Annotated in this window: 22 protein-coding genes; 5 read left to right on the top strand and 17 right to left on the bottom strand. The window is 59.2% G+C overall.

Annotated features, from left to right (window positions below):
- Positions 1-86 precede the first annotated feature (86 nt).
- The 9 genes from B3I26_RS28010 to B3I26_RS28050 form a co-directional block, all read right to left on the bottom strand.
- Complete coding sequence (locus B3I26_RS28010) at positions 87-2,432, bottom strand: TonB-dependent siderophore receptor (protein ID WP_409522050.1); 2,346 nt, start codon at positions 2,430-2,432, stop codon at positions 87-89.
- 259 nt (positions 2,433-2,691) lie between these two features.
- A complete protein-coding gene (locus B3I26_RS28015; protein WP_296262668.1) occupies positions 2,692-3,687 on the bottom strand; it encodes a FecR domain-containing protein in 996 nt (331 codons plus the stop codon).
- Positions 3,688-3,700: 13 nt separating this feature from the next.
- Positions 3,701-4,201 carry a sigma-70 family RNA polymerase sigma factor gene (locus B3I26_RS28020; protein WP_296262669.1) on the bottom strand — a complete coding sequence of 167 codons (501 nt, stop codon included), beginning with the start codon at positions 4,199-4,201 and terminating at the stop codon, positions 3,701-3,703.
- A 142-nt stretch (positions 4,202-4,343) separates the two neighbouring features.
- Positions 4,344-4,841: an SRPBCC family protein gene (locus B3I26_RS28025; RefSeq protein ID WP_409522046.1), complete on the bottom strand. Its 498-nt coding sequence runs from the start codon at positions 4,839-4,841 to the stop codon at positions 4,344-4,346.
- 39 nt (positions 4,842-4,880) lie between these two features.
- The gene (locus B3I26_RS28030; protein WP_296262670.1) at positions 4,881-8,330 is read right to left on the bottom strand and encodes a non-ribosomal peptide synthetase; all 3,450 of its coding nucleotides are present in this window, start codon (positions 8,328-8,330) and stop codon (positions 4,881-4,883) included.
- Positions 8,327-9,271, bottom strand: coding sequence for a diiron oxygenase (locus B3I26_RS28035; protein WP_296262671.1), 945 nt, complete (start codon positions 9,269-9,271; stop codon positions 8,327-8,329). The genes B3I26_RS28030 and B3I26_RS28035 overlap by 4 nt, the downstream gene beginning before the upstream one ends.
- Positions 9,272-9,320: 49 nt before the next feature.
- Positions 9,321-10,097: a DUF3050 domain-containing protein gene (locus B3I26_RS28040; RefSeq protein WP_296262672.1), complete on the bottom strand. Its 777-nt coding sequence runs from the start codon at positions 10,095-10,097 to the stop codon at positions 9,321-9,323.
- Positions 10,098-11,042: 945 nt separating this feature from the next.
- Complete coding sequence (locus B3I26_RS28045) at positions 11,043-11,786, bottom strand: GntR family transcriptional regulator (RefSeq protein ID WP_296262775.1); 744 nt, start codon at positions 11,784-11,786, stop codon at positions 11,043-11,045.
- A gap of 521 nt (positions 11,787-12,307) precedes the next feature.
- Positions 12,308-13,312 (bottom strand): aldo/keto reductase, encoded by a 1,005-nt coding sequence (locus B3I26_RS28050; RefSeq protein ID WP_296262673.1) that lies wholly within the window; start codon positions 13,310-13,312, stop codon positions 12,308-12,310.
- Positions 13,313-13,713: 401 nt separating this feature from the next.
- Here B3I26_RS28050 and B3I26_RS28055 point away from each other — a divergent pair, with 401 nt between their 5' ends.
- On the top strand, positions 13,714-14,046 hold the full coding sequence (locus B3I26_RS28055) for a hypothetical protein (protein ID WP_296262674.1): 333 nt from the start codon (positions 13,714-13,716) through the stop codon (positions 14,044-14,046).
- 81 nt (positions 14,047-14,127) lie between these two features.
- Here the strand turns inward: B3I26_RS28055 and B3I26_RS28060 are convergent, their stop codons facing one another.
- The 4 genes from B3I26_RS28060 to B3I26_RS28075 all read right to left on the bottom strand — a co-directional run bounded on the left by B3I26_RS28060 (position 14,128) and on the right by B3I26_RS28075 (position 18,164).
- Positions 14,128-15,312 (bottom strand): MFS transporter, encoded by a 1,185-nt coding sequence (locus B3I26_RS28060; protein ID WP_296262675.1) that lies wholly within the window; start codon positions 15,310-15,312, stop codon positions 14,128-14,130.
- A 343-nt stretch (positions 15,313-15,655) separates the two neighbouring features.
- Positions 15,656-16,477, bottom strand: a complete 822-nt coding sequence (locus B3I26_RS28065) for an ABC transporter substrate-binding protein (RefSeq protein ID WP_296262676.1) — start codon at positions 16,475-16,477, stop codon at positions 15,656-15,658.
- Between the two features lie 22 nt (positions 16,478-16,499).
- Positions 16,500-17,264 carry an amino acid ABC transporter ATP-binding protein gene (locus B3I26_RS28070; protein ID WP_110946697.1) on the bottom strand — a complete coding sequence of 255 codons (765 nt, stop codon included), beginning with the start codon at positions 17,262-17,264 and terminating at the stop codon, positions 16,500-16,502.
- A 21-nt stretch (positions 17,265-17,285) separates the two neighbouring features.
- Complete coding sequence (locus B3I26_RS28075; RefSeq protein ID WP_296262677.1) at positions 17,286-18,164, bottom strand: amino acid ABC transporter permease; 879 nt, start codon at positions 18,162-18,164, stop codon at positions 17,286-17,288.
- A 308-nt stretch (positions 18,165-18,472) separates the two neighbouring features.
- On the opposite strand from B3I26_RS28075, the gene B3I26_RS28080 reads away from it, so the two are divergent.
- A complete protein-coding gene (locus B3I26_RS28080) occupies positions 18,473-19,438 on the top strand; it encodes a LysR family transcriptional regulator (RefSeq protein ID WP_296262678.1) in 966 nt (321 codons plus the stop codon).
- A gap of 30 nt (positions 19,439-19,468) precedes the next feature.
- On the opposite strand, the gene B3I26_RS28085 is transcribed toward B3I26_RS28080, so the two are convergent.
- On the bottom strand, positions 19,469-20,161 hold the full coding sequence (locus B3I26_RS28085) for an HAD-IA family hydrolase (RefSeq protein ID WP_296262679.1): 693 nt from the start codon (positions 20,159-20,161) through the stop codon (positions 19,469-19,471).
- 249 nt (positions 20,162-20,410) lie between these two features.
- Here B3I26_RS28085 and B3I26_RS28090 point away from each other — a divergent pair, with 249 nt between their 5' ends.
- Positions 20,411-21,898 (top strand): YdgA family protein, encoded by a 1,488-nt coding sequence (locus B3I26_RS28090; RefSeq protein ID WP_296262680.1) that lies wholly within the window; start codon positions 20,411-20,413, stop codon positions 21,896-21,898.
- Between the two features lie 102 nt (positions 21,899-22,000).
- On the opposite strand, the gene B3I26_RS28095 is transcribed toward B3I26_RS28090, so the two are convergent.
- The 3 genes from B3I26_RS28095 to B3I26_RS28105 all read right to left on the bottom strand — a co-directional run bounded on the left by B3I26_RS28095 (position 22,001) and on the right by B3I26_RS28105 (position 24,587).
- Complete coding sequence (locus B3I26_RS28095; protein ID WP_296262681.1) at positions 22,001-23,131, bottom strand: mechanosensitive ion channel family protein; 1,131 nt, start codon at positions 23,129-23,131, stop codon at positions 22,001-22,003.
- A gap of 108 nt (positions 23,132-23,239) precedes the next feature.
- A complete protein-coding gene (gene cysC, locus B3I26_RS28100; RefSeq protein WP_296262682.1) occupies positions 23,240-23,899 on the bottom strand; it encodes an adenylyl-sulfate kinase in 660 nt (219 codons plus the stop codon).
- Positions 23,892-24,587 (bottom strand): sulfotransferase family 2 domain-containing protein, encoded by a 696-nt coding sequence (locus tag B3I26_RS28105; RefSeq protein ID WP_296262683.1) that lies wholly within the window; start codon positions 24,585-24,587, stop codon positions 23,892-23,894. Before B3I26_RS28105 ends, cysC begins: the two co-directional genes overlap by 8 nt.
- 361 nt (positions 24,588-24,948) lie before the next feature.
- Here B3I26_RS28105 and B3I26_RS28110 point away from each other — a divergent pair, with 361 nt between their 5' ends.
- Both B3I26_RS28110 and B3I26_RS28115 read left to right on the top strand, forming a co-directional pair.
- Entirely contained in the window at positions 24,949-25,212 is a 264-nt protein-coding gene (locus B3I26_RS28110; RefSeq protein ID WP_296262684.1) for a hypothetical protein, read from the top strand.
- Between the two features lie 138 nt (positions 25,213-25,350).
- Positions 25,351-25,785 (top strand): DcrB-related protein, encoded by a 435-nt coding sequence (locus B3I26_RS28115; protein ID WP_296262685.1) that lies wholly within the window; start codon positions 25,351-25,353, stop codon positions 25,783-25,785.
- The last annotated feature ends 18 nt before the right edge of the window (positions 25,786-25,803 follow it).

Genomic DNA, 25,803 nt, shown 5'->3' on the forward strand with positions numbered 1-25,803 from the left:
CGAAAGCATGTGGGGTTTTGTCGTTTCAGAGGGTACAAAAAAGCCAGCTTCCGCTTTCGGAAGCTGGCTGCAGTGACCAGGCCACGTTAGAACTGATAGCTCACTGTTGCGCTGACGTTGCGCTCTTCGCCCATGTAGCAGAAATTCAGGCTGGCACAGGATGCAACGTAGGACTCATTCGTCAGGTTGTTAGCGTTAAGCCGAACGTCCATGCCTTTGAGTCCAACCTTGCCTAGGTCATAACCCACAGAGGCGTCCCACAGCGTGTAGGAGGGCACCTTGATGGTGTTCTCGGCATCCACCCAGCTTGCTCCGACATACCGCAAGCCGGTGCCCAAGCGCAGCCCGTCAAGTGCGCCGCTGTTGAACCTGTAATCCCCCCACACCGACGCCATATGTTTCGGCGCCTGAGTCGGAGAATTACCCTTGTTGTCCACATCGCTCACAGTGCTTGGCATCGACTTCGAATAATCAATGTCAGTCAGGGTATAGCTGCCCAATACCTTGAAGTTCTCGGTCAACTGCATATGGGCCTCAAGCTCCACTCCCTGCGAACGTACGGCCCCGATCGCGCGATAGAAGTTTTCTTGAGGCAACTTTGTCGCCAGGTTCTCTTGGTCGATGCGGAACACCGAAGCGGTGAACAGATTGTCAGTCCCCGGTGGCTGATACTTGATGCCGGCTTCCCATTGCTTGCCATCGGTAGGGGCCAGCGGATTACCCGCGCTGTCCGAATACGAGTTCGGGTTAAACGACTCGGAATAGCTGATGTAGGGCGCCAAGCCGTTATCGAACAAATACAGCACGCCTGCGCGGCACGTAGACTTGCTGCGTTTGTCGCTGATCTCGGTGCCTTCAGGACGGTTGTATTCGGCAATGCGGTTCTCGTCGGATGTCTGCACCCAGTCATGACGCAGCCCCAGCGAGAAACGCCACTTGTCCCACTCGATCAGATCCTGCGCATACACACCGGTCTGCTCCAGACGTCGCAGATAGCTGGTCGGATCGTAATAGTTGATCGTTGCATTGCCATAGACCGGATTGAAGGCATTGATCGGCGCCAGGGATCCGCTCTGCCAATCGACCACCGTCTTGCGCCGCTGGTAATCGGTGCCGAACAGCGCCGTATGTTTCACCGGGCCGGTATAAAAGTCAGCCTGCAGCATGTTATCGACGATGTACGAATGCAGATGCTCATTGGCACCTGAGTAGTAGCGATTGAGGTCGTTACTCGTCGATGACGTCCAGCCGTAGCTGTAGACCTGATCCAGGCTCACTTTCGAGTCGAGATACCGGAAGTTCTGTCGCGCGGTGAAGACGTCGTTGAAGCGATGCTCGAACTGATAACCGAAGGATTGCTGATCGCGGTTGTAGCCATCGATACCCGGCTCGCCTTCGAAGAAGTGCTCGGAGATGCGCTGGCCGTTGCGCTGATGCAATGCACCATCTGCCGGGTTGCCGCCGTGATAGCCGCCTTCAGGATCGTGTTGCAGATACGCCTGGAGCGTAAGCGATGTGTCTTCGGTGAAGTCGATGCTCAGTGTAGGCGCCAGCGTGTAGCGTTTCTCCTCAGCGTGATCGAACTGCGTGTCGGATTGGTCGGTAAGCCCCACCAGGCGATAGGCAATGCGTTTGTCGTCATCCACCGGGCCGCTGAAGTCGAACCCCACCCCACGCTGATGGTTGGAACCCACGGTTGCTTGAATCTGATGATAAGGCTCATATAGCGGCTTCTTACTGGTTAGCGCAACCAACCCGCCCGGCGAACCACGCCCATAAAGGACCGATGAAGGGCCCTTGAGGATATCGACGCGTTCAAGAAAATACGGATCGACCTGCATCGTGCTGTATGTGCCGCTATCGCCCATGGACTTCAGGCCGTCCAGGTAGATGTTATCCACCGAGCCATCGTTGAAGCCGCGCATCGCTACGTAGTCGTAGCGATGCGTTGCGCCATACGGGTTAGTCAGCACGCCCGGCGTGTAGCGCATCGCCTGAGCGACGGTCTGGGAGCCTTGATCGTCCATCTGTTCACGCGTCACCACCGAGACCGACTGCGAGGTTTCCAGCAGCGCGGTACTGGTCTTGGTCGCGACCTGGCTATGCGTGGCGTTGTAGCCCTCCATGCTCCCCAGCGCATTGCCCAGCGCAAAACCACGCACATCGGTGCTTGGCAATGCCATTGCCTGATCATCGGCGCTGCGCAACACATAGCTGCTGCCGTCCTGGCTGACCGCCTGCAAGCCGCTGCTGCCCAGCAGAAGGGTCAACGCCTGATGGGTCGAGTAATTGCCCTGCAGCCCGGCGGACCGATGTCCCGCTGTCTGCTCCGGAGTGGCCGACAGCATGATCCCTGCCTGACGTGCGAACTGGTTCAACGCGTCGCCCAGAGGGCCTGCGGGAATCGAGTAGCTGCGGCCCGGTTCGATCATCACTGCAGATTCAACGGCCAGCGCATGCAGCGGTACAGCACAAGCTGATAGCGTCGTGGAAATCAGCGCGGCCCGAATGGCTGAGCCCAAGAGGGACGGTCTGGCGAAGTTCGTGCCTAGACGCAGAGATTGATCAGGATATGGCGAGTGTGCACGTTGAAGCCGGGTCATTGCGGATTCCGTCGAGTTCGGTGAAGAGGAAGGGTGCTGATCTCTAAGCCGAACGTGCTTGGGAAACCCGCCAAAAAATAAGGGGCGGTTATGCACTGTGCTGCAGCGTCACCCACCAGCGCGTGCGATACACCAGGCGCACCGGCAGGGTTTGCGTAAGGATGGCCAACAGCTTGTCGGTATCCTCCACCCTGAAGACCCCGGACAAACGCAACGGGGCAAGATCCTGCGCACAGCCAACGTGGCCACGGCGGTAACGCGCGACTTCAGAGATGAAATCGCCCAGGCGCATGTCGCGGGTGACGATCAATCCGTCGGCCCACGCACCAGGGTCCATCTCCAGCAGGGAAAGCAGTTGTGTACGCTGCCCATCGAGCGCATAGCTCTGGCCGGCGTGTACGGTGACAGACGATGACCCCCGCGAACGAATCAGCACGTGACCTTCTATTACACTCAGGCGTGTGCGATTTTCATCCTGACGTACCACAAAGCGGCCGGTGACTCCTTCAAGCATGCCGTGCTTGCAACTGACCCATAACGGGCGCGGTATCGTGCTGCTGGCATCGGTACCGCAGGTAACCAGAATCTCGCCTTTACTCAGCGTGATCAGTCGTTGCTGCGCATCGAAGTTTTGATCCACCGCCGAATCGGTATTAAGTTGCAAACGCGTACCATCAGCCAGGACAACCTCGCTGCGCTGGCCCACCTGGGTCGAGAAATCAGCGGCCCATTGCTGCCAAGGCGCAAGATCCTTTGTCAGATACGCGCCGGACCCCGCCACCAGCAAACCCGACAACAATTTCATTGCCTGCCTGCGCCCCAGCCGCTGCGCGCTGCTCTCCAGCGCATCGAAGGCTGCGCCGCTGGCGGGCAGCGCCTGAAAGCGGCTATGCAGATCGGCGTTCAGCGACAAAACTCGTTGCCACGCGCATTCATGATCGCGATGAGCTGCGCGCCATTGTTCGAAGCGCTGACGTACGCGAGGGCTGGCTGTCGGGCTGTTAAGTCGCATCATCCATTCGATGGCTTGCCGAACCACAGCGGGTGAGGGCTCTGAATGACCGAGCAGGGACGCCTGATTCATGCACCGGCACTCATCACGCGGCATACCTCAGCACATAACAGTGATACAGCGCATCTGCCACGTGACGCTCTACCGAGCGCAGCGAGATGCCCAAGTGTTTGGCGATCTGCTTGTAGGGCATGCCTTCACATTGGGCGAGCAGGAATGCGCGGCGCACATTGGGCCTGAGGCCGTCGAGCATCCGGGCGATGCTTTCCAGCAATTCGAACACCAACTCGCGGGATTCCGGTGAAGGTGTTTCGTGTTCGGGTAGCTGGGCGAGGGCTTCCAGGTACGCCCGCTCCAGTTCTTCGCGGCGCCAATGATCGATCACCAGGCCCCGCGCGACGGTGCGCAAAAAAGCCCTGGGCGCCTTCAGCTCCAGCAACTCGCTGCGATTGAGCAGACGCACGAAAGTGTCCTGGGCCAGGTCTGCGGCATCCGCGGCGTTACCCAGCTTGCTGCGCAGCCAGCCGTTGAGCCAGCCATGGTGGTCGCTATACAAAGTGCACAGGGTTGCGTCGTAAGAAGGCATCGAAACGCGCCGTCCCAGCGCCGCTCAAATGATAATTAGTCGCATTGTGTAAAGGAGTCCAGGAATTTGCAACCGGCGATTGCAAACGTCCAAGCCCGCCCGGACCAAAGCCCGGGCGGGTCAGGCAGGTCAATGCCGGAGATCAGGTGAACAGTTTTTGTACATTGTTCATCGCATCATCGGCGAAACTCTGGAGGAACGCCTGAAATTCATCAGCGCTCGCAGGGTTGCCCGCAGCGGGTTCGGCGATGATGGTCCAAGTGGCAATGCTGCTGTCATCGCCAGTGGGCACTACGGTCATCGAAGCCCAAAGGTTGCGCACGCCCAGGTTGTTATAGAGGGTCGTCCAGGTCATCGAAAATGCGCTGTCGTTGCGCGAGTTGAGCTGTTCGACCACCTCCAGGCTGCCTTCCTTGAACTTCTTGTGACGGATCGAGCCGACGCCATCACCGATGATTTCGATGCTGGCCAATGCCGGAATGAACCGTGTGAAGCCGCCGAAATCGCCGACGACTTGCCAGACCTCGCTCGTCTTGGCTGCAACCTTTACCGAAGCCGCCACAGGCGTACCGCGCGGGTTGCTGATCAGGGTGTCGGGTTTCAGGGTTTCGATTGTGTTAATTGCGTTCATGTCGTTCATGTCGTTCTCCATGTCGTACGTGGGGTTGCGTCAGGTGGGTCAGATGAAATCGATTTCTTTCAGGTAATCGCAGCCCTTGCGCAGCAGCGCCGGGGTTTTCTGCGGGTAGCGTTCGCCCATGCGCTCAACGCCAGCGAGGGCGTTTTGGTAGGCGATCATCGAGATGTCGCCGATGTCTTCCTCGAATCCGTCGAGGTAGAAACCGAGCACACCAAACAACGCGTTCTGGCTGTCGACGCGGCTAAGCTGGGCCTGCCAGTGCGCCACGCTGACCATCTCGAATGCGCGTCCGGCCTCGCGGAAGGCCTCGACATAGGCGCTCCAGGACAACGGCTCCGGGTTGTGCAGATTGAATACTGCGCAGGCGGGCTGATAACGGCTGCTGTGGAAGGCAATGAAGCGGGCGAGGAAGTCCACTGGCATCAGGTCGAAAGTCATTGGGAAGTCAGGCACCTGCCCCAATTGCATCGAGCCTTTGAGCATCAGCATCAGTCGATTCTTGTGCGGCTGGCACACGCCTGTGACGCTGTTGAAGGCAATGTTGCCGGGTCGATACACGTTGACCCAGACACCTTGTTCCCGCGCCTGTTGCAGGATGCGCTCGGCGACCCATTTGGACAGGTTGTAGCCGTTCTTGATGTAGATCGGCGGGGTTTGGGCGGCAGGCGCTTCCAGCACACTGCCAGCGGCGTCAACAGCGCTCGAGGCGGAAAGCGTAGAGACGAAGTTGAAGACCTTCTTGCTGCGTCCTTCGCACAGGCGCAGGCATTCGAAGATCGGCGCGACATTGTCCCTGGCCAGCGTCTCGTAGTCCTGGACGTGATTGACGTTGGCCGCGTTATGCACCAGCGCGCCGAATTCCTCATCAAGTCGCTCATACACTTCGTCGCTCAAGCCCAACTGGGGTTGCGTGACGTCGCCGGCATATACCCGCACCCGGCTCAAATCCAGGTGCTCCAGGCGGTTTTCGCGCAGCGATTGCACGAAGCGGTCCTGCGCCGTCATGCCGTTGCCTTCGCGCACCAGGCATGCCACTTCGGTCGCGCCCCAGGCCAGCAGCGCCTGGACGATGTGCACACCGAGAAAACCGTTGGCGCCGGTGACGATGACCTTGTGCACATCACCCAACTGGCCGACCGGCAGCACAGGCAACTCCACAAGCGTGCTAGCATCCTTGAGCGCCTGCGCACTGACGGTCCAGGACGACGAACCATCGCTTTCGATCAGCGAGGCCAGATTGATCAGCGTCGGCGCCTCGATAAAACGATTGATCGGAATGCTGCGCCCGAAGTGCTCACGAATCTGCAGCAGCATTTGCGAGAGCAGAATCGAGTGACCGCCCAGATTGAAGAAGCTCTCTTCGGTCGAGATGTCCCCCGGCGGCAACTCCAGCAGATCGGCCCAGAGGGTCAACAGCACGCGTTCATTCTCGGTTTCCGGCTCACGGCGCGGCGCGTGCTCAACCAGGCTGACCGGCAACTGCAGCAACGCCTGGCGATCGACCTTGCCGTTATTTGCAAAGGGCATGCTGGCCAGTTCTGTGTATGCCGCAGGCCGCATATAGTCGGGCAGCAGGTGTTCGACGTGCGCCTTGAGCCGTTGGCGCGCAGTGTCGGGTTCGACGCCCTGGGGTCGAGCGACGAACGCCAGGATTCGCCGCTGTGCATCGACCACCACGGCGACCTGCCGATACAACTGGCTGTCGCGCAGGCAATGTTCGATTTCCTCCGGCTCGACCCTGAACCCCCGAATCTTCACCTGATTGTCCCGCCGCCCGGACAGTTCGATGCCCTCGCCGGTCCACTTGCCGATGTCGCCGGTGCGATAGGCGCGCAGGCGTTCGCCGTCACCCAGCTCGACCTGCACATAGCGCTCGGCCGTCAGTGTCGGATTGTGGATATAGCCCAGGCACACGCCGGGCCCGACGATGTACAGCTCGCCGGGGGTGTGCTCGGCGACCGGCTGCAACTGCTCATCAAGGATGAACAGCTGACTGTTGGCAATGGGCCGACCCAGATTGCGATTGCTGCTCCCCGGCAGGAACTGCCCGGCGGTGATGAGCACCGTCGCTTCGGTCGGCCCGTACAGGTTGTGGAACCGGCACTGCGCGGCCAGGCGCGCGATGACGTCAGGCTCGCAGACGTCGCCGCCGGTACACAGGTGTTCAAGCTTCAGTGGTCGGTCCGTTGGCAGAATGCTCAGCAGGGCAGGCGGCAAAAAGGCGTGACTGAGGTTCTGGTCGAGCAGCTGCATCAACTGCAGTGGATCGCGGCGTTGATCTTCACTGGCGACCACCAGCTCGGCGCCGCCAAGCAGCGTCGGGAAGATGTCGATCACCGAAGAGTCGAAGCTCAGCGTCGAAAACTGCAAGACCCGACTGTGCTCGGACAGGCCGACGTAATCGGCGTACCAGGCCGTAAAGTGGCTCAGGTTGCGCTGACTGAGCATCACGCCCTTCGGATGCCCGGTGGTGCCCGAGGTATAGAGCGCCATGCACGGCGCGTCCGGCTCTGGCGAGCGGCGCATCAGGGGCTGCGCTGTCGGTGGGGCATCGACGTTGCTGATATCCAGTCCTGCCACGCACCGATCCGCCAGCGGGTGCAGCCCATCGTGGAGCAGCAGCGCGGCCTTGGCGTCTTGCAGAATGTATTGTTGGCGCTGCAACGGCTGACTGGGGTCCAGGGGCAGGTAAACCGCGCCGTAGCCAATAATCGCCAGAACGCCGGCGAACAGCGCGGTTGATTTGGGCAGGCAGATGCCGATCACCAATGGCTCGTCTGATGCTTCCAGTAGCGCTTGAATGCGCGTTTGAATCGCCACACTGTGAGCGCGCAACGCGTCGTAGCTAATGCGCTGGCCGTCGATGTCCAACGCGATGCGGCCAGCGAATGCGCCGAAGCTGCGGTCCAGCCGCGTCGTTAGAGACTGCTGCGCAACAGCCAGCAAATGCGGCTGGGCGGTGTGATTAAAGCGGTGTTCGAAGGCCAGTCGGTCCAGCCTTTGTAAGCCTGCCTGCCATTCGCTTTGGGGCGCCTCGTCCCGTTCCGCCCGGGCAAGGTGATCGGGGTCGCGCGCGAAGCGGCTGACCATCAGCGCGAGGCTGTCGATCAGCATCGCTACGGCGCTGTCGCGCAGCATGCGACCGTTACCGGACGGCTCGGGAGGCACTTTTTCGCGCATGATCAAGCGCTGGGCAGTGGCCGAGCCATGCCAGCACAACAGTTCCAGTTCCGGCAGACCGGGTTCGGCACCCGGCATCAGCCCCACCCGCAGGCCCAGATGCACTGGTGTTTCGAAGGCGTGCAGCCGGGCGCCGGGCAGATCCAGGGAGCCGTCCTCGACGAGCACCGACGCGCGGCTCAACGTGCTGTCTTGCAGGGCTTGCGCATCGACCAGCCGGTGTATCTGATGCCCGTGGCTGTCGAGCTCCACGCTCAGTTCACTCAAGGCCCGACTGTGGCCAATGAGCACAATCTGCAGCCGTTTCATTGTGTGCTCCCTGCCGGCAAATAGTCGGCGAGGGCGCGTTGCACACAGGTGGAATCGAGCATCGAGCTGGTCTTGAAGAAGCGCACGATGTTGCCCACCAACGGATGATGGCGATTGATCGGGAAGCACATTGCCTGGGTTTCTTGCCTGAGTGCCTGCTTGATCGTTTCGGCGACCGCCAGATGCTCGATGAGCACGAAGTCGAAGGACTTCTGTATGTCGTTGGTCAAATATTGAGCAATGAACACAGGCATGATCTCGGCGATGATCTTCCGGTCTTCTTCAGGTGCAACGTTCCAGTAAATGCGCACCAGTCGTGCCCAGAACCCGGAATGCCGGCCTTCATCGAGCAGGTGATCGGCCATGAGCCCCTTGATCGACTGCTTGACCGTATCGTCCTTGGCGAACGCCGCCACATCATTGGTGACCGTGTTCTCGGCGATGGCCACGCAAATCAGTTCGACTGCGCTGTGCAAATGATCCGGCGCCAGCGCCAACGCGGCAGGAATCGCCCGGCTCAATTCGATCTCCAGCGGCAGTTCGATGGGCTGGATGCCGGTCAGCGCGATGGTCTGCTGCATGAAATCCATGGCCACCAGCGCGTGATAATCTTCATCGACCACCACCGTCATGGCGTCGTAGCGACACGCGAACGGGAAGCGGATAGCGAAGTGGTCCTTGGCGATGCTACGGGCGGTCTTGTCGACGATTTCAGTCTCGAAAATCACCACGTCATTGATGAACTTGTACAGGCTCTGGACCAGCGCAAAGTCACGCAGATGCGCACACTCACGGGTGAAGGTTTCGCTAAGGACCAGCGGCTGGCGACTCAAGGGGTAGATGAGTTTTTCGTCGTTTTCAACGATGCGGCGTGGGCGGGTACGGATCGTCGCGCGGCCTTCCCAGGCGTCGGCAAAGGACAGGTACTCTTCGGCTTTCATGATGTCGTCCTTGTGCGAGATGCAAAGAGATCGTGGGTGGGCGAGCGGTTCATGCGCTCACCTCCAGCGCCGGTTCGCGCATGCTGATGCGCAGGGCATCCCACAGCCGGATACGGCTCTCGACCGCCGCGATGGCGGCCTCGTAGACTTGCTGCTCGCGTTGCTCGTCCCCATCGACCAGTCGTGCAAGCAACGATTCGGCAGCCGGGCCGTGGTCTTCCGAATCCACTTCAATGTGCCGCTCCAGGTAGTAGCGGAACGTCGGTGCCTGGTTGGCGGTGATGCCCCAGTCGTCGAGGATGCTTTGGAACATCTGTGGGATGACGCTTTCCCGGCCGTGCAGAAAAGCTGCGGCCACACTGTGGGCAGGGGCGTTGAGCGCGATATCGAGCGTGTCGCGAACGAAGCTGGCTTCGGCTTTGCCGGCGTTTACGCGGTGGAGCGCAGCTGCGTAATGGACCCCCTCTTTTTGCAGCTCGACGAAGTGCTCGATGCGCGCGGTACTGGCGCCGACCTCGCGCATGGCGTCCAGGTACAGTTCAAAATGGCTGTAGTGGCCATGATCCAGACGGTCGTCGGTTTCCTCACCCAGCACGATCTCGTTGATCAGGCGCGCGGCCTTTGGATCGTTGGGCGGCAACCACGGAAGCCGGGTGCACGTCAGTTCCTGTTGCAGGCGTTTGGTCAGCGACATGAAGTCCCATACCGCGAAGACGTGCGCCTCCATGAAACGTCGCAACACCTCCAGTGAATCAATCTCAGAGAATATCGGGTGAGTGCTTAGTTCGGACTTCTTACGGTTCAGTAGTTGTTTTTTAATGTTCATCTTCACTTCCTTGAGGTGAGTAAGTGCACGGCGAAACCGCGTTGTTCGTTACATTCCGTCAGCGAAAACGTGGACGAAGTGACGAAGCCTTGATAAGGCAAATAGAAATAACGAACGGCGCTAAGTGTCAGCGGGTGCATCGTTTTGTAGTAGTAAGTGTTATGCGCCGGTACTGGCGGAGCGGCGGCTCTGCCTTGGCTAAGCCCTCTGCTCACAGGGTTTTTGGGAGAGTCCCAGCGGCGACGAGAAAACGTTAAAGCACTTTTTAATGGAAGGGCAAATACTTTTTAATAATTTTTTATCTCTATAAAAGTTGAGCGCGAAGTGTGCTTATAAAACTTTAGTGGAAAGTTTTATTTGGATGAGAGCAACCCTTCCGGCTCTGTAGAGTCAGAATCAGTAATAATGAACGAATGCCTCGTTCAGAGTTGCGCGTTAACCGAATAATCAATTAGGAAGTTTTTTTGCGGGCGACGTTGTTAGGTTCCCTTATCACGTCCTAGCCCTGGCACAGCTCCTTTGGTTGCTCCATGAAAATTTGCGGAACCGACTGCAGGCGAGTTCGTTACCTGAGTTTGCCTGAAACACAGCCAGGCGCTGCGTTAGCGCGCAGAGAAATCGCGGCCAGGAGTGAGCCAAGGCCGGGGCGAAGCGGGGGTTCAAGCAAGGGGGGCTTGGTTGCGGGGGGGGGCTGTAGCAGGGCGCCTTCCCTACGCTGGCGATCTCCAGTAAGTCACCCTCGGCAAGCCGAACTGCGACAGCAGAAGAGGGTGTTCAACGTTGACGCGCATCAACGGCCAGCAGCCCCAGAAGGGAGTGATGATGCGCAGCTGGCGCCAGCACTGCCGTGTGAGGACGTCGTGATTGCCACGGACGTCGATCGAACGGCAGGCGCATGCAGCGCGAAGGTGGACCGTGGGCAGTAACTGCCACGATCCTTGCGCCTTATTGAACGAGGGCGCGCTTCCTTGACGACCTGGCGGTGTTGGCGGCTTGCGCTGGGCGGCTGTTGAGGTAGTGGTTGATGGCTTCGACACCGCGATTCAAGTGGTATGCAAGCGCGCCGACGGTGGACTCGATATCGCCAGCCTCGGCCATCCGCAGCAACTCCAGGTGGTCGTGCTGCGACACCTCACCCAGTTCCATGTGCTTGAGGTTGAAGCGCAGGAAGCGCTCTTCTTCGTTCAAACCATCTTCGACCAGTTTGAGCAGGCGCTTGTTGGGTGCTTGGGAATAAAGCGTCATGTGGAACAGCCGGTTGAGCGTGCCGATGTTCGTGTAGTCGGTTTCAGTCTCCAACTGCTCGATATAGCCCCGAGCGGTAGCGATGTCCTGGGCAGTGAGCAGCGGGATCGACTGACGCAGCGCCTCGGACTCCAGCAGGATGCGTAATGCGTACGCATCGGTTGCATCTTCGTTGATCAGCGGCGCAACCACTGCACCCTTGTGGGTTTCCACACGCAGCAGCGATTGAGCCTCAAGCTGGCGCAAGGCTTCGCGCACCGGCATGCGGCTGACGCCGAACAGCGTGGCCAGCTCCTGCTGGCGCAGCGCGATCCCTGCCGGGAGTCGGCCATCGAGGATCGCGCTGCGCAATTTCTCTTCAATAACGGCACGCGCCATATGCGCGGGCGGCTGTTCATTCCCTAGAATTTCCCGGAGAAATTGCTCTTTCTCTGTCCTGCGCATCGTTGCTTCTTCTTCACTGATCAGGTATTGGATCCAATGGAACACTAGTGGCCTCACCCTACCTTGTCAAACTTTGCAATACCTCTTGACCGGGGGCGGCGGACCGCATTCTACAAGGCTTTATGGCATTCATGCGCGTGCTGTGAGCGATCTTCTGATCGACAAAAGACGTCGGAAAACGCTCGTCTGAACACGGTATTTCGACCTGCACATCGACAGACTCTCGAAGCCGTTAAGGACGCCGCTCAATGATCGCCAGATGCCAGTATTTTGCTCGGTCCCTGGCTCACGAGCGAGTACCTCCGGTCGCGCGCCATGGGATGCCTGTATTTGCGACCGACTGGGCTGCTTAAGGCGACGTGGATGCCCCCAAGAACGGAGGCGGTGTGGCACTTAGCAATTCTGGAACAAGAGAGGGAAATGGAGACGCATGGGCAACGCTGTAGGCGTCCAGCTTTCCGGCCGCAGCGATCAAAAAGCCTGCCGCCGGCAAGCCGGACTGCTACAGATCACGGGGTGCGTCAGCTATAACGGCCGCTCACGAAATGCTGCACATCGTTGAATCCCGGCGTCGATGCGTGGCCTGGGGTCACCAGCGAGTCGATGAACGCCTCGTCTTCGGCCGTAATCCTTACGCTCAGCGCCTTGGTGTAGCTGTCCCATTGCTGTTCGGTGCGCGGGCCGACGATGGCCGAGGTCACGGCCTGATTGTTCAGCACCCAGGCAATGGCGAATTCCACCAGCCCGACGCCTTTGTCCTGCGTGTACTGCTGCAGCTTCTGCGCAATATGCAGCGACTCCGCGCGCCATTCGGTTTCCAGAATCCGCTTGTCCTGACGCCCCGCCCGGCTGCCGCTGTCCGGTGTGACGTCCGGTGCGTACTTGCCGCTGAGCACGCCGCGCGCCAGCGGGCTGTAAGGCACCACGCCCAAGCCGTAGAACCGGGCGGCGGTGATCTGCTCCAGCTCCGCCTGACGGTTGACGATGTTGTACAGCGGCTGGCTGATCACCGGTTTGTCGACGCCCAGACGCTCGGCGACGTTGACCACTTCAGCGATACGCCAGCCTCGGAAATTGGACACGCCCCAGTAGCGGATCTTGCCTTGGCGAATCAGGTCGCCAATGGCCGAAACGGTCACCTCCAGCGGCGTGCTGTGGTCTTCCTTGTGCAGGTAATGGATGTCGATGTAATCGGTGTCGAGACGACGCAGGCTGGATTCGATTTCGTTGAAGATGTGCTTGCGGCTCAACCCGCTGGTGTTCGGCGCAGTATTACCGGAACCGCTGCCGACCTTGGTCGCCAGCACCCATTCGCTGCGGCGCGAGGCGATGGCCTCACCGACGATTTCTTCGGAACGACCGGCGTTGTAGACGTTGGCGGTGTCGATGAAATTCACCCCTTCGTCCCAGGCCTTGTCGATGATGCGCAGCGACTCTTCGGTGCTGGTCTGCACGCCAAACATCATGGAGCCCAGCGTCAGCGTTGAAACCTTAAGGCCGGATTGGCCAAGAATGCGGTGATTCATTGCTCGATATCCTGTTCGTCAGGGAAATGGAAATCAGAACAGTCTGTGCAGGCTTGCAAGAGGTCTCGTAAAGGCCGTTCAGACCGACAGCTCCAGGCCGGACATACTCGCCTGTTTATGCCGGACTTGAAAAGTAACAATTGGCCGGCTCTGCATGCGCGCGTGCTGGGCACTACACGCTACGCGTCTGTCATGTCGGGAGTCGGCCGGTACAAGACGTTTCGGGGGAATATGTCGGCACCTCTTCGCGGAGATCTTAGCTCCCGACACCCTTGTTCCAAGGGCCAGCAAGGACAGACGCCGCAGGGAATCGCATTACCAACCCGTCGTTTTCACCCGCCACGAACTCAGGCTTCACCCACCGATTTTCGAGCGCCAAGCCTGGTGCTGCCTGTGCGACCTTGGGCATTTTTTTCGAAGAGCGCATCACCCGCAAACTCGCCCCCGACCAGCGCCGTTACGTGCCGCTGCGCTATTACGGCGAAATCGAAGACGTGCTGATAGTCAGCGAATCCGCCACTTACGCGCTGCTGATTTGTCCCGGTCACGCCAGCCACGACCCGATTCGCAAATGGCTGACCTGTCAGGTTCTGCCTGTGCTGCGTGATCAACACGTGCCAGCGTTCAACAATGCGCCAGCGCCGGGATTGCTGGAGTGGCAGCGCGGGACGTTAAGCGTGCTGCATTGGCAGGATGAACCGTGGATTCGTCTGCGAGACATGCCGCGCCTGTAGCAGCCGGGGCACAAGGTTGACTGGCGGGCCAGGCTCACCGGAACGCTCAGAGGTGCATGACGTTCACTGGAGTCGGCGCCCTTACAGGGTGATATCCGTATGCGTCAGCTTGGCGTGGCGTCCAGCGAAAAAGCACAGTGTCCCACCCACGGCGGTCAGGCCAGCCAGTACATAAAACATCGTCGGTGCGGGTGAGTTGATCAATAAATAACCACAAATCACCGGGCTTAATGCGCCACCGAACGCCGCCAGATTCTGCGCGCCCAGGTAGCTGCCGCGCAGGCGTTCCGGGGCAATGGTGTCGACGAACAAATACTCGGCGGGGTAGATGATCATCTCGCCCAAGGTAAACACGAACATCGCCGCGCACCAGGCCAGGGTGGTCTGGGCAAAACTGAAGCCGAACAGGCCGATGACGAACAGCGCGGTGCCCAGGCAAATCCAGTAGGGCAATTGCTCGCGCTTTAGGAAGCGGCCGATCTGGTACTGCATCAGGATCACGGTGAGTGCATTGCAGGCCAGCACCGCCGAGAGGGTTTTCAGCGCCTGTTCTGCGCTGTGGGTGACCAGCAGAAATTGCGAGAGGTACAGCGTGTAGCGACCATGCACGACCGTGCTCAACAAGCTGCCGCCGGTGAACAGAATCAGGCTGCGGTCGTTCTTGAGCGTGGCGAGGGTGTCGAGAAAACTGCGTGGCTGGTTCTCGCGACTGGCCATGGTCGGCGGAATGCCGATCATCAAAAACATGCTGCCAAAGGCGATGGCGCTGGCGATCAAAAACGGCGCGAGCGGCAGCTGCCCGGCAATCAGCACGCCCAGCATGGGGCCGGTGGCATAGCCGATGTTGGTCAGGGTGTAGCGCAGGGAAAATACCTTGGCGCGTTGGCCGATGGGCAGGTTCTCGCTGATGATCGCCTTGGAGCCGATCAGGAACAGCGCCGAAGCGGTTTCGGTGATCACCAGGGTCAGGGTGGTCAGGTAAACGTTGTGGGCGAGGGTCAGCAGGGTGAAACCGACGGCACTGGACAGCATCGCCAGAATCAGCAGCTTGCGCTTCTCCAGCCGGTCGATGATGTAGCCGCCATACAGCCCCAGCAGCGTGGCCAGAAATACCGCGATGCCCATCAATAGCCCGACATCCTGCTGGTTCAGGCCCAGCTTGGTGCTCAGGAACAGTGTGAGTAATGGGCTGGTCATCGCCCGGCTCATGACGATGGTCAGCGAACAGACCATCAGGCGGCGGATGACGAGGGAGTAGGTGGCCACTGTTGTCGTGATGTCCTGTATTCGGCACAAAACCCTTGTAGGAGCGTTCGCATCCCTTCGGCCCAACGCACTCCCCGTGGGAGACGCCGGAGGTTACGACGGCAGCGAACGCGATCTTTCACACTACTCACCACCGCCTGGCCCATCGCCTTCGCCACTGTCGCACAACTCCAGCAGCTCCTACAGGTTTCAGGGCCGTTCGCACCTACACAGATTCAGCGGTGTGTGCATCTCTTTGGCTCAACACAATCCCCTGTGAGAGACGCCAGAGGTTACGACGGCAGCGAACCCGGAAGACCAGCCGCCGCCAGCGCACCTGACCCGGCGCGTTCGCATGCCGCGCTTACTTCCCTTGATCCATCCCGACCTTGGTCACGGCACCTTGCTCCAGCTCCCACTTCTTGAGGATCTTGCCGTAGGTGCCGTCATCCACCATGCCCTGCATCGCTTCCTGAAGCGCCTTGGCCAGTTCCTGGTTGGACTTGCTCACGCCAAGCCCGGTGAATTGTTTGGAGATCGCCAGGCCAATCGGCTTGTAGGTGTCTTTCTCCTGCGACATCAGGTACGGAATGGTCTCGCTGCCCTGCATGGCTGCATCCAGACGCCCCTGACGCAATTGCGCGCGGGCGTCGGCCGAGCCTTCGGAGCCGGTGACGATGATGGCCGGTTTACCCGCCGCTTCGCAGTTCGCCTTGCTCCAGGCAGCAATTTCCGCAGGCCAGGTGGTGCGGCGGCTGGTGCCGACTTTCTTGCCGCACAGGTCGGTCAGTTCATTAAGTTCGGTGTTCTTGGTCAGCGTGTACAGTTGCGGGCCGCTGGCGAAGTAATCGATGAACGTCACCGACTTTTGCCGCTCGGTAGTGTCGGTCATGCCCGACAGAATGATGTCGAAACGCTTGGTCACCAGGCCGCTGACCATCTGCTCGAACGCGGTTTCCTGCCATATGATTTTCACGCCCAGACGCTCGGCCAGCGCATTGCCCAGATCGACATCAAGGCCCGTCAGGGTGTTGGTGCTGGTGTCCTTGAAATCCATCGGCGGGTAGTTCGGCACGATGGCCGCAGTGATTTGGCCTTTTTCCTTGAGGCTGGGGGGCACCTCGGCGTAGGCCGAAGCGCAGGACATCAGGCCAGCGAGCAAGGTGGGGAGGAGCATTTTTTTCATGGTCGTTCTCGTTTGTTCTGGTTTAAGTGCGAACGGCAGAAATGAAGCTTTGGGTTCTCGGGTTTTGTGGACTTATTAGAATGTCTTCCGGGCTGCCGGCCTCCACAATCTGGCCGCCGTCCATGAACACCATGCGGTTGGACACTTCGCGCGCGAAGCCCAGCTCATGGGTCACAACGATCATGGTCATGCCGGAGTGCGCAAGATCACGCATCACCGACAACACTTCGCCCACCAACTCCGGGTCGAGGGCGGAAGTGGGTTCATCGAACAGCATCAGCTTGGGCCGCATCGCCAGTGCGCGGGCAATCGCCACGCGCTGTTGCTGGCCGCCGGACAACTCGACGGGATAGGAATGGCGCTTGTCTGCCAGACCAACGCGGGCCAGCAGCTCGACGGCCTCTTCGTTGGCCTCTTTGGGCGAACGCTTGAGGACCTGAATCGGCCCTTCGATGACGTTTTGCAGCGCGGTCATGTGCGGGAACAGATTGAAGCGCTGGAACACCATGCCGGTGCTCAGACGCTGGCGGGCAATCTGCGCGTCGTTGAGTTCGTGCAGCTTGTTGCCCACGATGCGATAACCCACCAGTTCACCATCGACCCACAGCCCGCCCTTATCGATCTTTTCCAACTGATTGACGCAGCGCAGCAGGGTACTCTTGCCCGAACCCGACGGGCCGATGATGCACAGCACTTCGCCCTGTTCGACCTCGATGCTGACGTCCTTGAGGGCGTGAAACTGGTCGTAGTATTTGTTCAGGCCGACAGCTTTAACGATGCTTCTCATGCTTGTTCTCCTGGGCCTGACTTACGAACGCTTGCCGGCGCCGCGAGCGAAGCGCAGCTCCAGACGGCTTTGACCGAACGACAGCACGGTAACCACGGCCAGGTACCAGATGCCGGCGACGATCAGCAGCTCCATCACCCGGGCGTTGGCGTAGTAAATGTTCTGCGCGTTGTGCAGCAACTCGGAGTACTGAATCACGCTGGCCAGGCTGGTCATCTTCACCATGCCGATGAATTCGTTACCCACTGGCGGGATGATCACGCGCATCGCCTGCGGCAGGATCACCCGACGCAGGGCTTGTAAACGCGGCATGCCTATCGACTTGGCGGCTTCATACTGGCCGGTGTCCACTGACAGCAGGCCGGCGCGAACGACTTCGGCGGTGTAGGCGCCCTGATTGATGCTCAGGCCCAGCAGCGCAGCGACGAAGGGCGTCATCAGGCTCACGGTGTCGAGCTGAAACAGGCCGGGGATGCCGATCACCGGGAAGATCAATGCCAGGTTGAACCACAGCAACAATTGCAAAATTAGCGGCGTGCCACGGAATAACCAGGTGTAGGTGATCGCCACGTAGCGCAGGATCGGGTTGGCCGACATGCGCATGATGGCCGTGATCACGCCGATTACCACGCCCAGCAGCATCGCCAGAATCGACATGATAATGGTGTTGAGCAGGCCCCACAGAATCGCTTCGGAGGTCAGGAACTGACCGATGTAACCCCACTCAATCTGGCCGTTGGCGAAGGCGCGGGCCAGCCCGGCCAGCGCGATGACGATCAGCGTGGCGAAAAAGATCCGCCCGTAATACCGACGCGGCACATGCTCGTACCGGGTGATGTCGAACTCGTTTTCGACCTTCTTGCGTTCGGCTTGCAGACGCTCTGCCTGGTTCTGGTTCATGGTGTTTCTCCGAAGCTGGATTCAGGCTGTGCGTGATCGATGACAACGAGTTCATTATCCGGCCGGTGGATGGGTATTCGGGCACGCATCCGAAGCTGGGTGTTGGCTGAGAGTGAGGGCAGTTTCGAGTACAAAGTCCTGATCGAAGTGTCAGGTTTTATCGTCCGTAATCAGCGGTCAAATCACTGAACAGGGCAGTGTGCAGATGGTTGCCAATCGCCATTTTCTGTGGTCATTATTATCAATCGGGCATGTTTTTGTTGTGGGTCAAAGCCTGTTGAATATGACGGGCGAGGTAAATAAGCATTATGGAAACTCCACTTTCCACTTCTGGAAACGTGCCGCCCAAACCTGGGATTCGCCCCCCTTTATCGCTCAGCGGGATGGACTTCAAGCTGTTACGCGTGTTCCAGGCAGTGGTCGAGGCAGGAGGCTTCAGTGCTGCGCAGAACGAGCTGAACGTGGGACTTGCGGCGATCAGCAAGCAGATCTCTGACCTGGAAATTCGCATCGGTATGCGCCTGTGCACGCGGGGCCGAGAAGGTTTTCATCTGACCGAAGAAGGCAAACTGGTCTATCAGGCCGCCATCGAATTATTCGCCTCGGTCGACTCTTTTCGTGACCGGATTAGTTCTGCGCAAAATGAATTGATCGGCGATTTGAGTATTGGCGTTATCGACAATACGGTGTCCGATAAAAGTTCGCCGTTAGTTGCATCGCTCAGAACCATGCACGATGAGGCACCCAAAGTAAGACTGCGATTGCATGCCTCGCAACTCGATGAAATAGAGCGTGGTGTGGTTGAGGGGCGCTTGAGCGTCGGGATTGTGCCGGTCTATCAACGCCGTGAAGAGTTCGATTATTTCGAGCTGTACGAGGAACGTTGCCACGCTTATTGCGCCGTGGGGCACCCGCTGTTTGACGTGGACGACAATGCCCTGGATGTCGAAAGTCTGCGTGCTTATCAGGTCATCAATCACCGCTACGCGATCCATCGCGACAAGGCCAGCTTCGTCACTTACGACAGCCAATCGGCGTCGGCGTCCCAGGTCGAAGCCGTGGCCATGCTGATTCTCACCGGTCGCTTCATCGGTTTTCTACCCGAGCACTATGCCCGCAATCTGATCCGCGACGGCCAGCTACGTGCGCTACGGCCCGACCTCATTCACCTCAATACCCCCTTCAACCTCATCCTGCGCCACAACGCCCCACGAAGCCCTCTGGTAAAGGCGTTCGCGCAGGCGTTGGGGGTCGATTTGAAGCGGCTGGTTTGACGGGCGAATAGCCGAGCCATCGAAGACGTGTCAGTCGTTATACCCCGGCAATCCCCAATCCTGCGGCGCAAACTCAGCCAGTGAGCTCAACATCAGGTCGGCGTGGGCGTATTGCTCCACCGGCATGTGCGAGTCCGGCACGGCCACGGCATACATGCCGGCTGTCTTGGCGGCGGTCACGCCGAAGGGCGAATCCTCGAACACCAGGCAGTCTTTCGGCTCCACGCCAAGTTTGCGTGCGGCCACCAGGAAAATATCCGGCGCAGGCTTGGCCGCTGTCACATCTTGGTGGTCGGCAGTGACCACGTGGCGGAACAGTTCGAACCAGGAGCCGTGTTTGCTCGTCTTCACGCCAAAGTAATGCAGCGAGGAGCTGGTCCCCACCGCGATGGGAATGTTGTGTTTGGCCAGATGGCGCACCAGCGCCTCGGCGCCCGGCATCGGCTGGGCGTGGGGGAAGCGCTCGTCGAGCATCGGCTGACGGACGGTGAGAAATTCCTCGGCGGACATCGGCAGTTGCAGTGCGCTGATCACGTAGTCGGCGAAGTCCTGCGAGCCACGACCGATGGAATGTTGCTTCACCGCCCAATCGAAGGTCTTGCCGTGCCGTTGGGCAATGCTATCGGTGACTTCGGTGTAGATACCCTCGGTGTCCAGCAACAGGCCGTCCATGTCGAAAATCACCGCTTTGATCGGCCCCTTGGGCTGCTTTGCGTCGCTCATCTCATCGATCCCGTTCACAAATTGATGTCCAGCCTAACGCCTCGGCAAAGGCGCTGGCTAGACGCCGCGCGTACCCAGCTAGCCCGGCGCGGAGGCGCAACGGCTGCAAAGTGCCTGCGCCTAATGCTAATCTCGCCGGGCTCTGGGCAGCGCCAGGTGCTGCCCGGTGCCTCTTTTATGGCGCCGGAACCCTGCGGGGTCAGGGAAGACATCACCTCTTTTCAAGAACGGACATCTTCGAGTCGACACATGAAAAAATCAGTCAACATTGCCGTAGGCGTAGTCATCGTTGCAGGCGTCCTGATCAGCGCAGGTGCCTGGTACACAGGGACCCGTCTGGAAGGCGTGCTCGGTGATGCGGTTGAGCAAGGCAATCAGCAGATCCAGTCTGCATTTGCCGGTCATGAAGGCCGCGCGAACGTCGAGTTGCTGTCGCTGGATCGGCACTTGTTCACCAGCACCGCTCACTACAAATTCACACTGCAGACCCCCAGACTCAATGACGGCCAGCCGGTGGAGCTGCTGTTCGTGGATCACATCGAACACGGCCCGTTTCCCTGGAGCCGGGTGAAGTCCTTGAACCTGATGCCGGTCATGGCTGCCAGCAACACTGAACTTGAAAAGAACGTTTTTTCTGAAAAATGGTTCGCCATGACCAATGGGCAGCCGCCGCTGACCGGGCACTTCAGCATGGGGTACGACCGTGCGGGGCAGGGCCGGATCGAGTTACTGCCCTTCCAGTTCGACGATCAGAACGGTTCATTCAAGTTCTCCGGCTTCACCCTCAATGCATCGGGCAGCGCCAATGGCGAGAAGCTTGAAGCCAACGGCGTACTGGGAAGCGTCGACGTTACCGCTACCTCCGAAGAAGGTCCGGTTCGCCTGACGCTCAGGGACCTTACCTTCAACACGGGCGGCACCAAGGGCAACTCCGGGCTTTATCTGGGGCACAGCGACGCCAAAATCGCCTCGGCCACGTTCCAGGCTGCTGGTCAGCCACCAGTGCAGTTCAAGGACTTCGTCAATACCAGCCTGTTGCAGGAAGTGGAAGGTAAGCTCAATGCGCAGGTGACCTACGACATCGGCAACCTCAGTTTCGACGGCAAGGACATCGGCTCCTCGCAGATGCTCTGGAAGCTATCGAATTTCGACGTCGCATCGACCAAGAACCTGCTGCAGATCTATCAGGAAAAAATTCAGCCGCAGGCTCAGGCAGCGGCGGCCATGGGTGAGTCCTATACACCGCAATTGAGTGCAGCCGATCAAGCGCTGGTGCAGGCGCAAGTGAGCAAACTGCTGGCGGCCAAGCCACACATCGAACTGGAAAAGCTGTCGCTGAAAACCGCCAGCGGCGAAAGCCATTTCAGCCTCTCGATGGACCTGGGCAGCCCGACCAGCCTGGACCAGCCTGGCTCCGCGCTGCTTAAGCAGTTGCTCACTCAGGCCGACGCCAGGCTGGTGCTGTCCAAACCGATGATCCGCGACCTTGCGGCCCTGCAAGCGCAAGCCGCTGGCCTGACCGACCCCGCTGCCATCGCGCAACAGGCACAAGGCGCCGCCGAAACCGTGGGCGGGATGGCGATCATGCTGCAAGCGGGCAAGGTTGAGGGCGATAACATCGTTTCGAACTTGCACTACGCCAATGACGTGGTGGATTTCAACGGCGAGAAAATGTCCGCTCAACAATTCGCCGCCGCGATGATGGGCAAAGTGGTGATGTTCAATCGCGGTTATTAAGCGCTGATCGGGGCATGTGTTCGCATGCCCCGCACTACGGCTTGCCGGCGGTTGGGGCGTCAAGGCACCTCTTGTCGGCGCGCCGGACGGCCATCGACCAAATCAGACCGGCGGCTGGCGGGCAATTTCGGTAGGCGGTTCGTAAGCCTCGTGCTCGGGCTGCACAGTGCGCGACGATACCTCTGCCCTCAGTTGCGGCAAGCACTGCGGGTATTGCTTGGCGACGAAACTGATCAGCCGCTCGCGCATGTGGCAGCGTGCATCCCAACTGCGTGATGAGTCCGCAGAGCTCAACAGCACCCGCAACTGCATCGCTCTGTCGGTCGTATCGGTGACCTGCAACACGCAGACCCGGCCATCCCACAGATGAGGGATTTCCTTGCAGATACGCTCGGTCTCTTCGCGAAGTTCCTCCAGCGGCAATGCGTAATCGACCCACATAAACACTGAGCCAATCAGGCTCGACGTGCTACGCGTCCAGTTCTGGAAAGGCTTCTCGATGAAGTACTGCAGCGGGATCACCATTCGCCGCTCATCCCAGATCTTCACCACCACGTAGGTGCCGCTGATCTCTTCAATACGTCCCCATTCGCCTTCGACGATCACCACATCGTCCAGCCGGATCGGTTGCGAGATCGCAATCTGCAAACCTGCGATCAGGTTTCCCAGCACCGGTTTCGCCGCAAAGCCTGCTGCCAGACCCGCAAGCCCGGCAGACGCCAGAAGGCTGGTGCCGATCTGGCGTACCGGGGGGAAGCTCATCAGAATCAATCCGGTGCCGAATAGCAGCACCAGCACGTTGAGACAACGCACCAGCACCCGCACCTGCGTCTGGATGCGCCGGGCTTGCAGATTGTCCTCGATGTCCAGGGGGTTGCGAATCGCCACGGCTTCGCCAATTGCCTTCACGCAACTGAGCGCCAGCCAGGTAAACCCCGCCACAACCAGCATGCCGTTGAGATGGCGCACGCCCCTGATGAGCATCAGTTCGTCAGGGGCCGAGGTCCATACGGTTTGCAACGCCAGCAGCGGAATCAGCCATAGCGTGGGGGCTTCGGCTCGATAGATCAGTTGTTGGGCGAAGACGAAGGATCTGGCGATGCGTCGCAGACCTACCAGTGCGATCCAGCGCCCCAACAGGGCGATGCACACGGCCGCAGTGGCAGCGATCAGGGTGTTGAGCCAGGGTAACGGCAGGGCGTTGAGCCAGGTGTCCGGGAGTACGTGTTCCATACAGTTCGCTCGCGAGGAAGACGGTTCGAAGACAACACGTGTGAACCCTCAAACCTCTCAATCGTTCCCCCGCGCAGGGACATCGGGTGAAATGCGACCGGCCTGTGATCAGCGTGCCAGAGCGTGCGCGCCGGTAAATGCCTGATATGCACCACCCCGTGGCCGGGTTTCCAGCAACTGCGAAAGCAACTGATCGATGAACAGGCCGCCGCACTCGACGCTGGTGTCGACCACGAATTCAGGCTCGAGCGGCGCTTCATAGGGGCTGTCGATCCCGGTGAAGTTGCGTATCCGTCCTTCGCGCACGGCGCGGTACAACCCCTTGGCATCGCGGCGCATGCACTCGCGCAACGGCGTACTGACATGAACCTCGATAAATTGCCCGGCAGCGAACTGTTGCCGACAGGCATCGCGGTCCTGACGATACGGTGAAATCGCCGAGACGATCACGATCAGCCCCGCATCCACCATCAGCCTGGCGACCTCGCCGATACGCCTGACATTCTCGCGACGGCTTTGCTCGCTCATGCCCAGGTCCTGGCACAGCCCCCGACGCAACCGGTCGCCGTCGAGCAGATAACTGTGCAGCCCGTGAGCGACCAGGGTCTGATCCAGGCGGTTGCCCAAGGTGGTTTTCCCTGCGCCAGACAGCCCGGTAAACCAGATACAACAGGCGTGCTGATGCTTGAGCGCCTCACGCTCAGGCTGCCCGACCGCCAACGGGGAATCGATGATCACAGGACGCGCTTCGGATCGTGTGTCAGTCATAGTTAAACAGCTCGTAGTCGCGGGCATAGACCTGACGAATCCGCTTGCGCGTGATGTCGGAGCACAGCCCCGCGGTTCGATAGTTCGGGCCGGGCGAGCGATTGAGATGGCGCAGCGGGACGCTGACGCCCAGATGTTCACACAGCGCAGCGAAATCCGCCTCCAGGTGTTCCTGTCGGCCAATGAAATCCACGGCGACCTGGCCCATACCGTTTTGCAGAAAATGATATTGAGGCGCGAAGTGTATTTGCTTCGATACATTTTCCACGTGCAACCAGCCATCGACGAACTTATCGAATCGAGAATAGCGGCTGACCAATTCGAAAGCCGCTCTATCTCGTGGCTGCGGGTTCTGCAATAAGTAACGATAAGCCGACAGTGCTCTATGTAATGGGTCACGTACAAAGCCAAACTTGAAGTATTGCTCATAACGCTCTTTGAACTGCTTCTCGTACCAATACAGCGGCAAATGACCGGTGGGCGTGTCGCCGAATATCGACATTGCCACACTGCTCCCCGCGCACTTGGGTACATGAATGAAAATGCACTCGAACCGGTCGAAAGCCTCGGGAAACCGGGCCTTGCGCGACAACGTCTTGTTGACGACCTGACGGTCTACAACGGAAAGTCGCTCTAGCAGGAACTCACGTTGGGTCTTTGGAAATAACTTCCAGAGTAGATGGTGCATGGCGATGACCTGTAGCGGGGTGTGGAGCGTAACTCAGGGTACAGAGAGTTAAAAGCAGGGCGATGAACTTTGCAAATACTTTACGTTTTCGGATTTTAATGTATTGGCTTGTAGGTGTTTGTATAAAAGCAGGTACTTTACGTGGTTTATTTAGTTCGCATTAAGAGACGTTAGTTATGGCGCGGAGCGCAGTTGGGTTGATGAGCAGTTCTTCAGCCTGCGCTGACGAATGGATCGAACGCAGGCCCGCAGGGTTTTCGACGAACTACTGTTAACGTGAACCTGCATCTACTTTACGCGGCATAAAACTCACGGACGTAAGCATTAGCTATTGATTGGAGGACGCTGGCGCCTGTCGCCCATGTACAACGTTCTACCGATTCTAGGAGAGGGGCCAGCGCAGACGCTGGCCATGGCAGTCGGCAAGGAAGGCAGGAAAATCAGCCGAGCCAACCTGCTCAGCCATCACGCGCATTTCGCGCTGTCCCATGATGAGGCGCAGGCCTTGCTGGAGGAGGTCGCAGGTTGGGCAGATGAACTGAAGGCGTACTACGGTAAGTGGCTTGTGGGGACAGATCTGCATATGGCATGCGATGCCGTAAGCTCGGTACGTATGCGCAGTTGACTTGTTACTGCTCAGCCATCGGCTAGCCACTGCCAGGCAGCCGCCGCTGGCTCGACGCTAGCCTTGATTGTTAATGGCAATTAATCGAAAATTTCGGCGTCTTCGAGTCACTCACCTACACGGAAAGTATCCCGCCCAATGACTCTCTACCGCATCCAAGAAGCTGACCTCGAAATCCCTGAAGCCTGGCAGGACCAGAGCATCAATATCTTCAAACTTCCCGCCGTAGGCAGCGCCAAAGAGGCCAGCTTCGTCATTAGTCGTGATGCGGGCCAGGGCGACGCGTCATTTGCCGAGTACGTTGCCAATCAGCTCAAAAGCGCCGAGCTGCAATTGCCCGGCTTCAAGCTGATTCAAACCTGGGATTTCGTCCTCCACGGCCATGCCGCGACGTTACTCGACTACAGCTGGCAGCGCGAAGGGCGCGAGTTGATGCTGCGTCAGGTATTCATCGAGCGTAAGCCCGCAGTACTCATCACCACGCTGACCACGACTCTGGGCGATCTGGTCCATCATGAACCTGCGTGGAAGCAGGCCATGGCGACGCTTGTGCCGAGGCCAGAAGCCGGCTGAAGCAGCCGACGGATCGGC

This window comes from Pseudomonas sp. UBA5706, assembly GCF_002419965.1.
In the GTDB taxonomy this organism is placed as follows: domain Bacteria; phylum Pseudomonadota; class Gammaproteobacteria; order Pseudomonadales; family Pseudomonadaceae; genus Aquipseudomonas.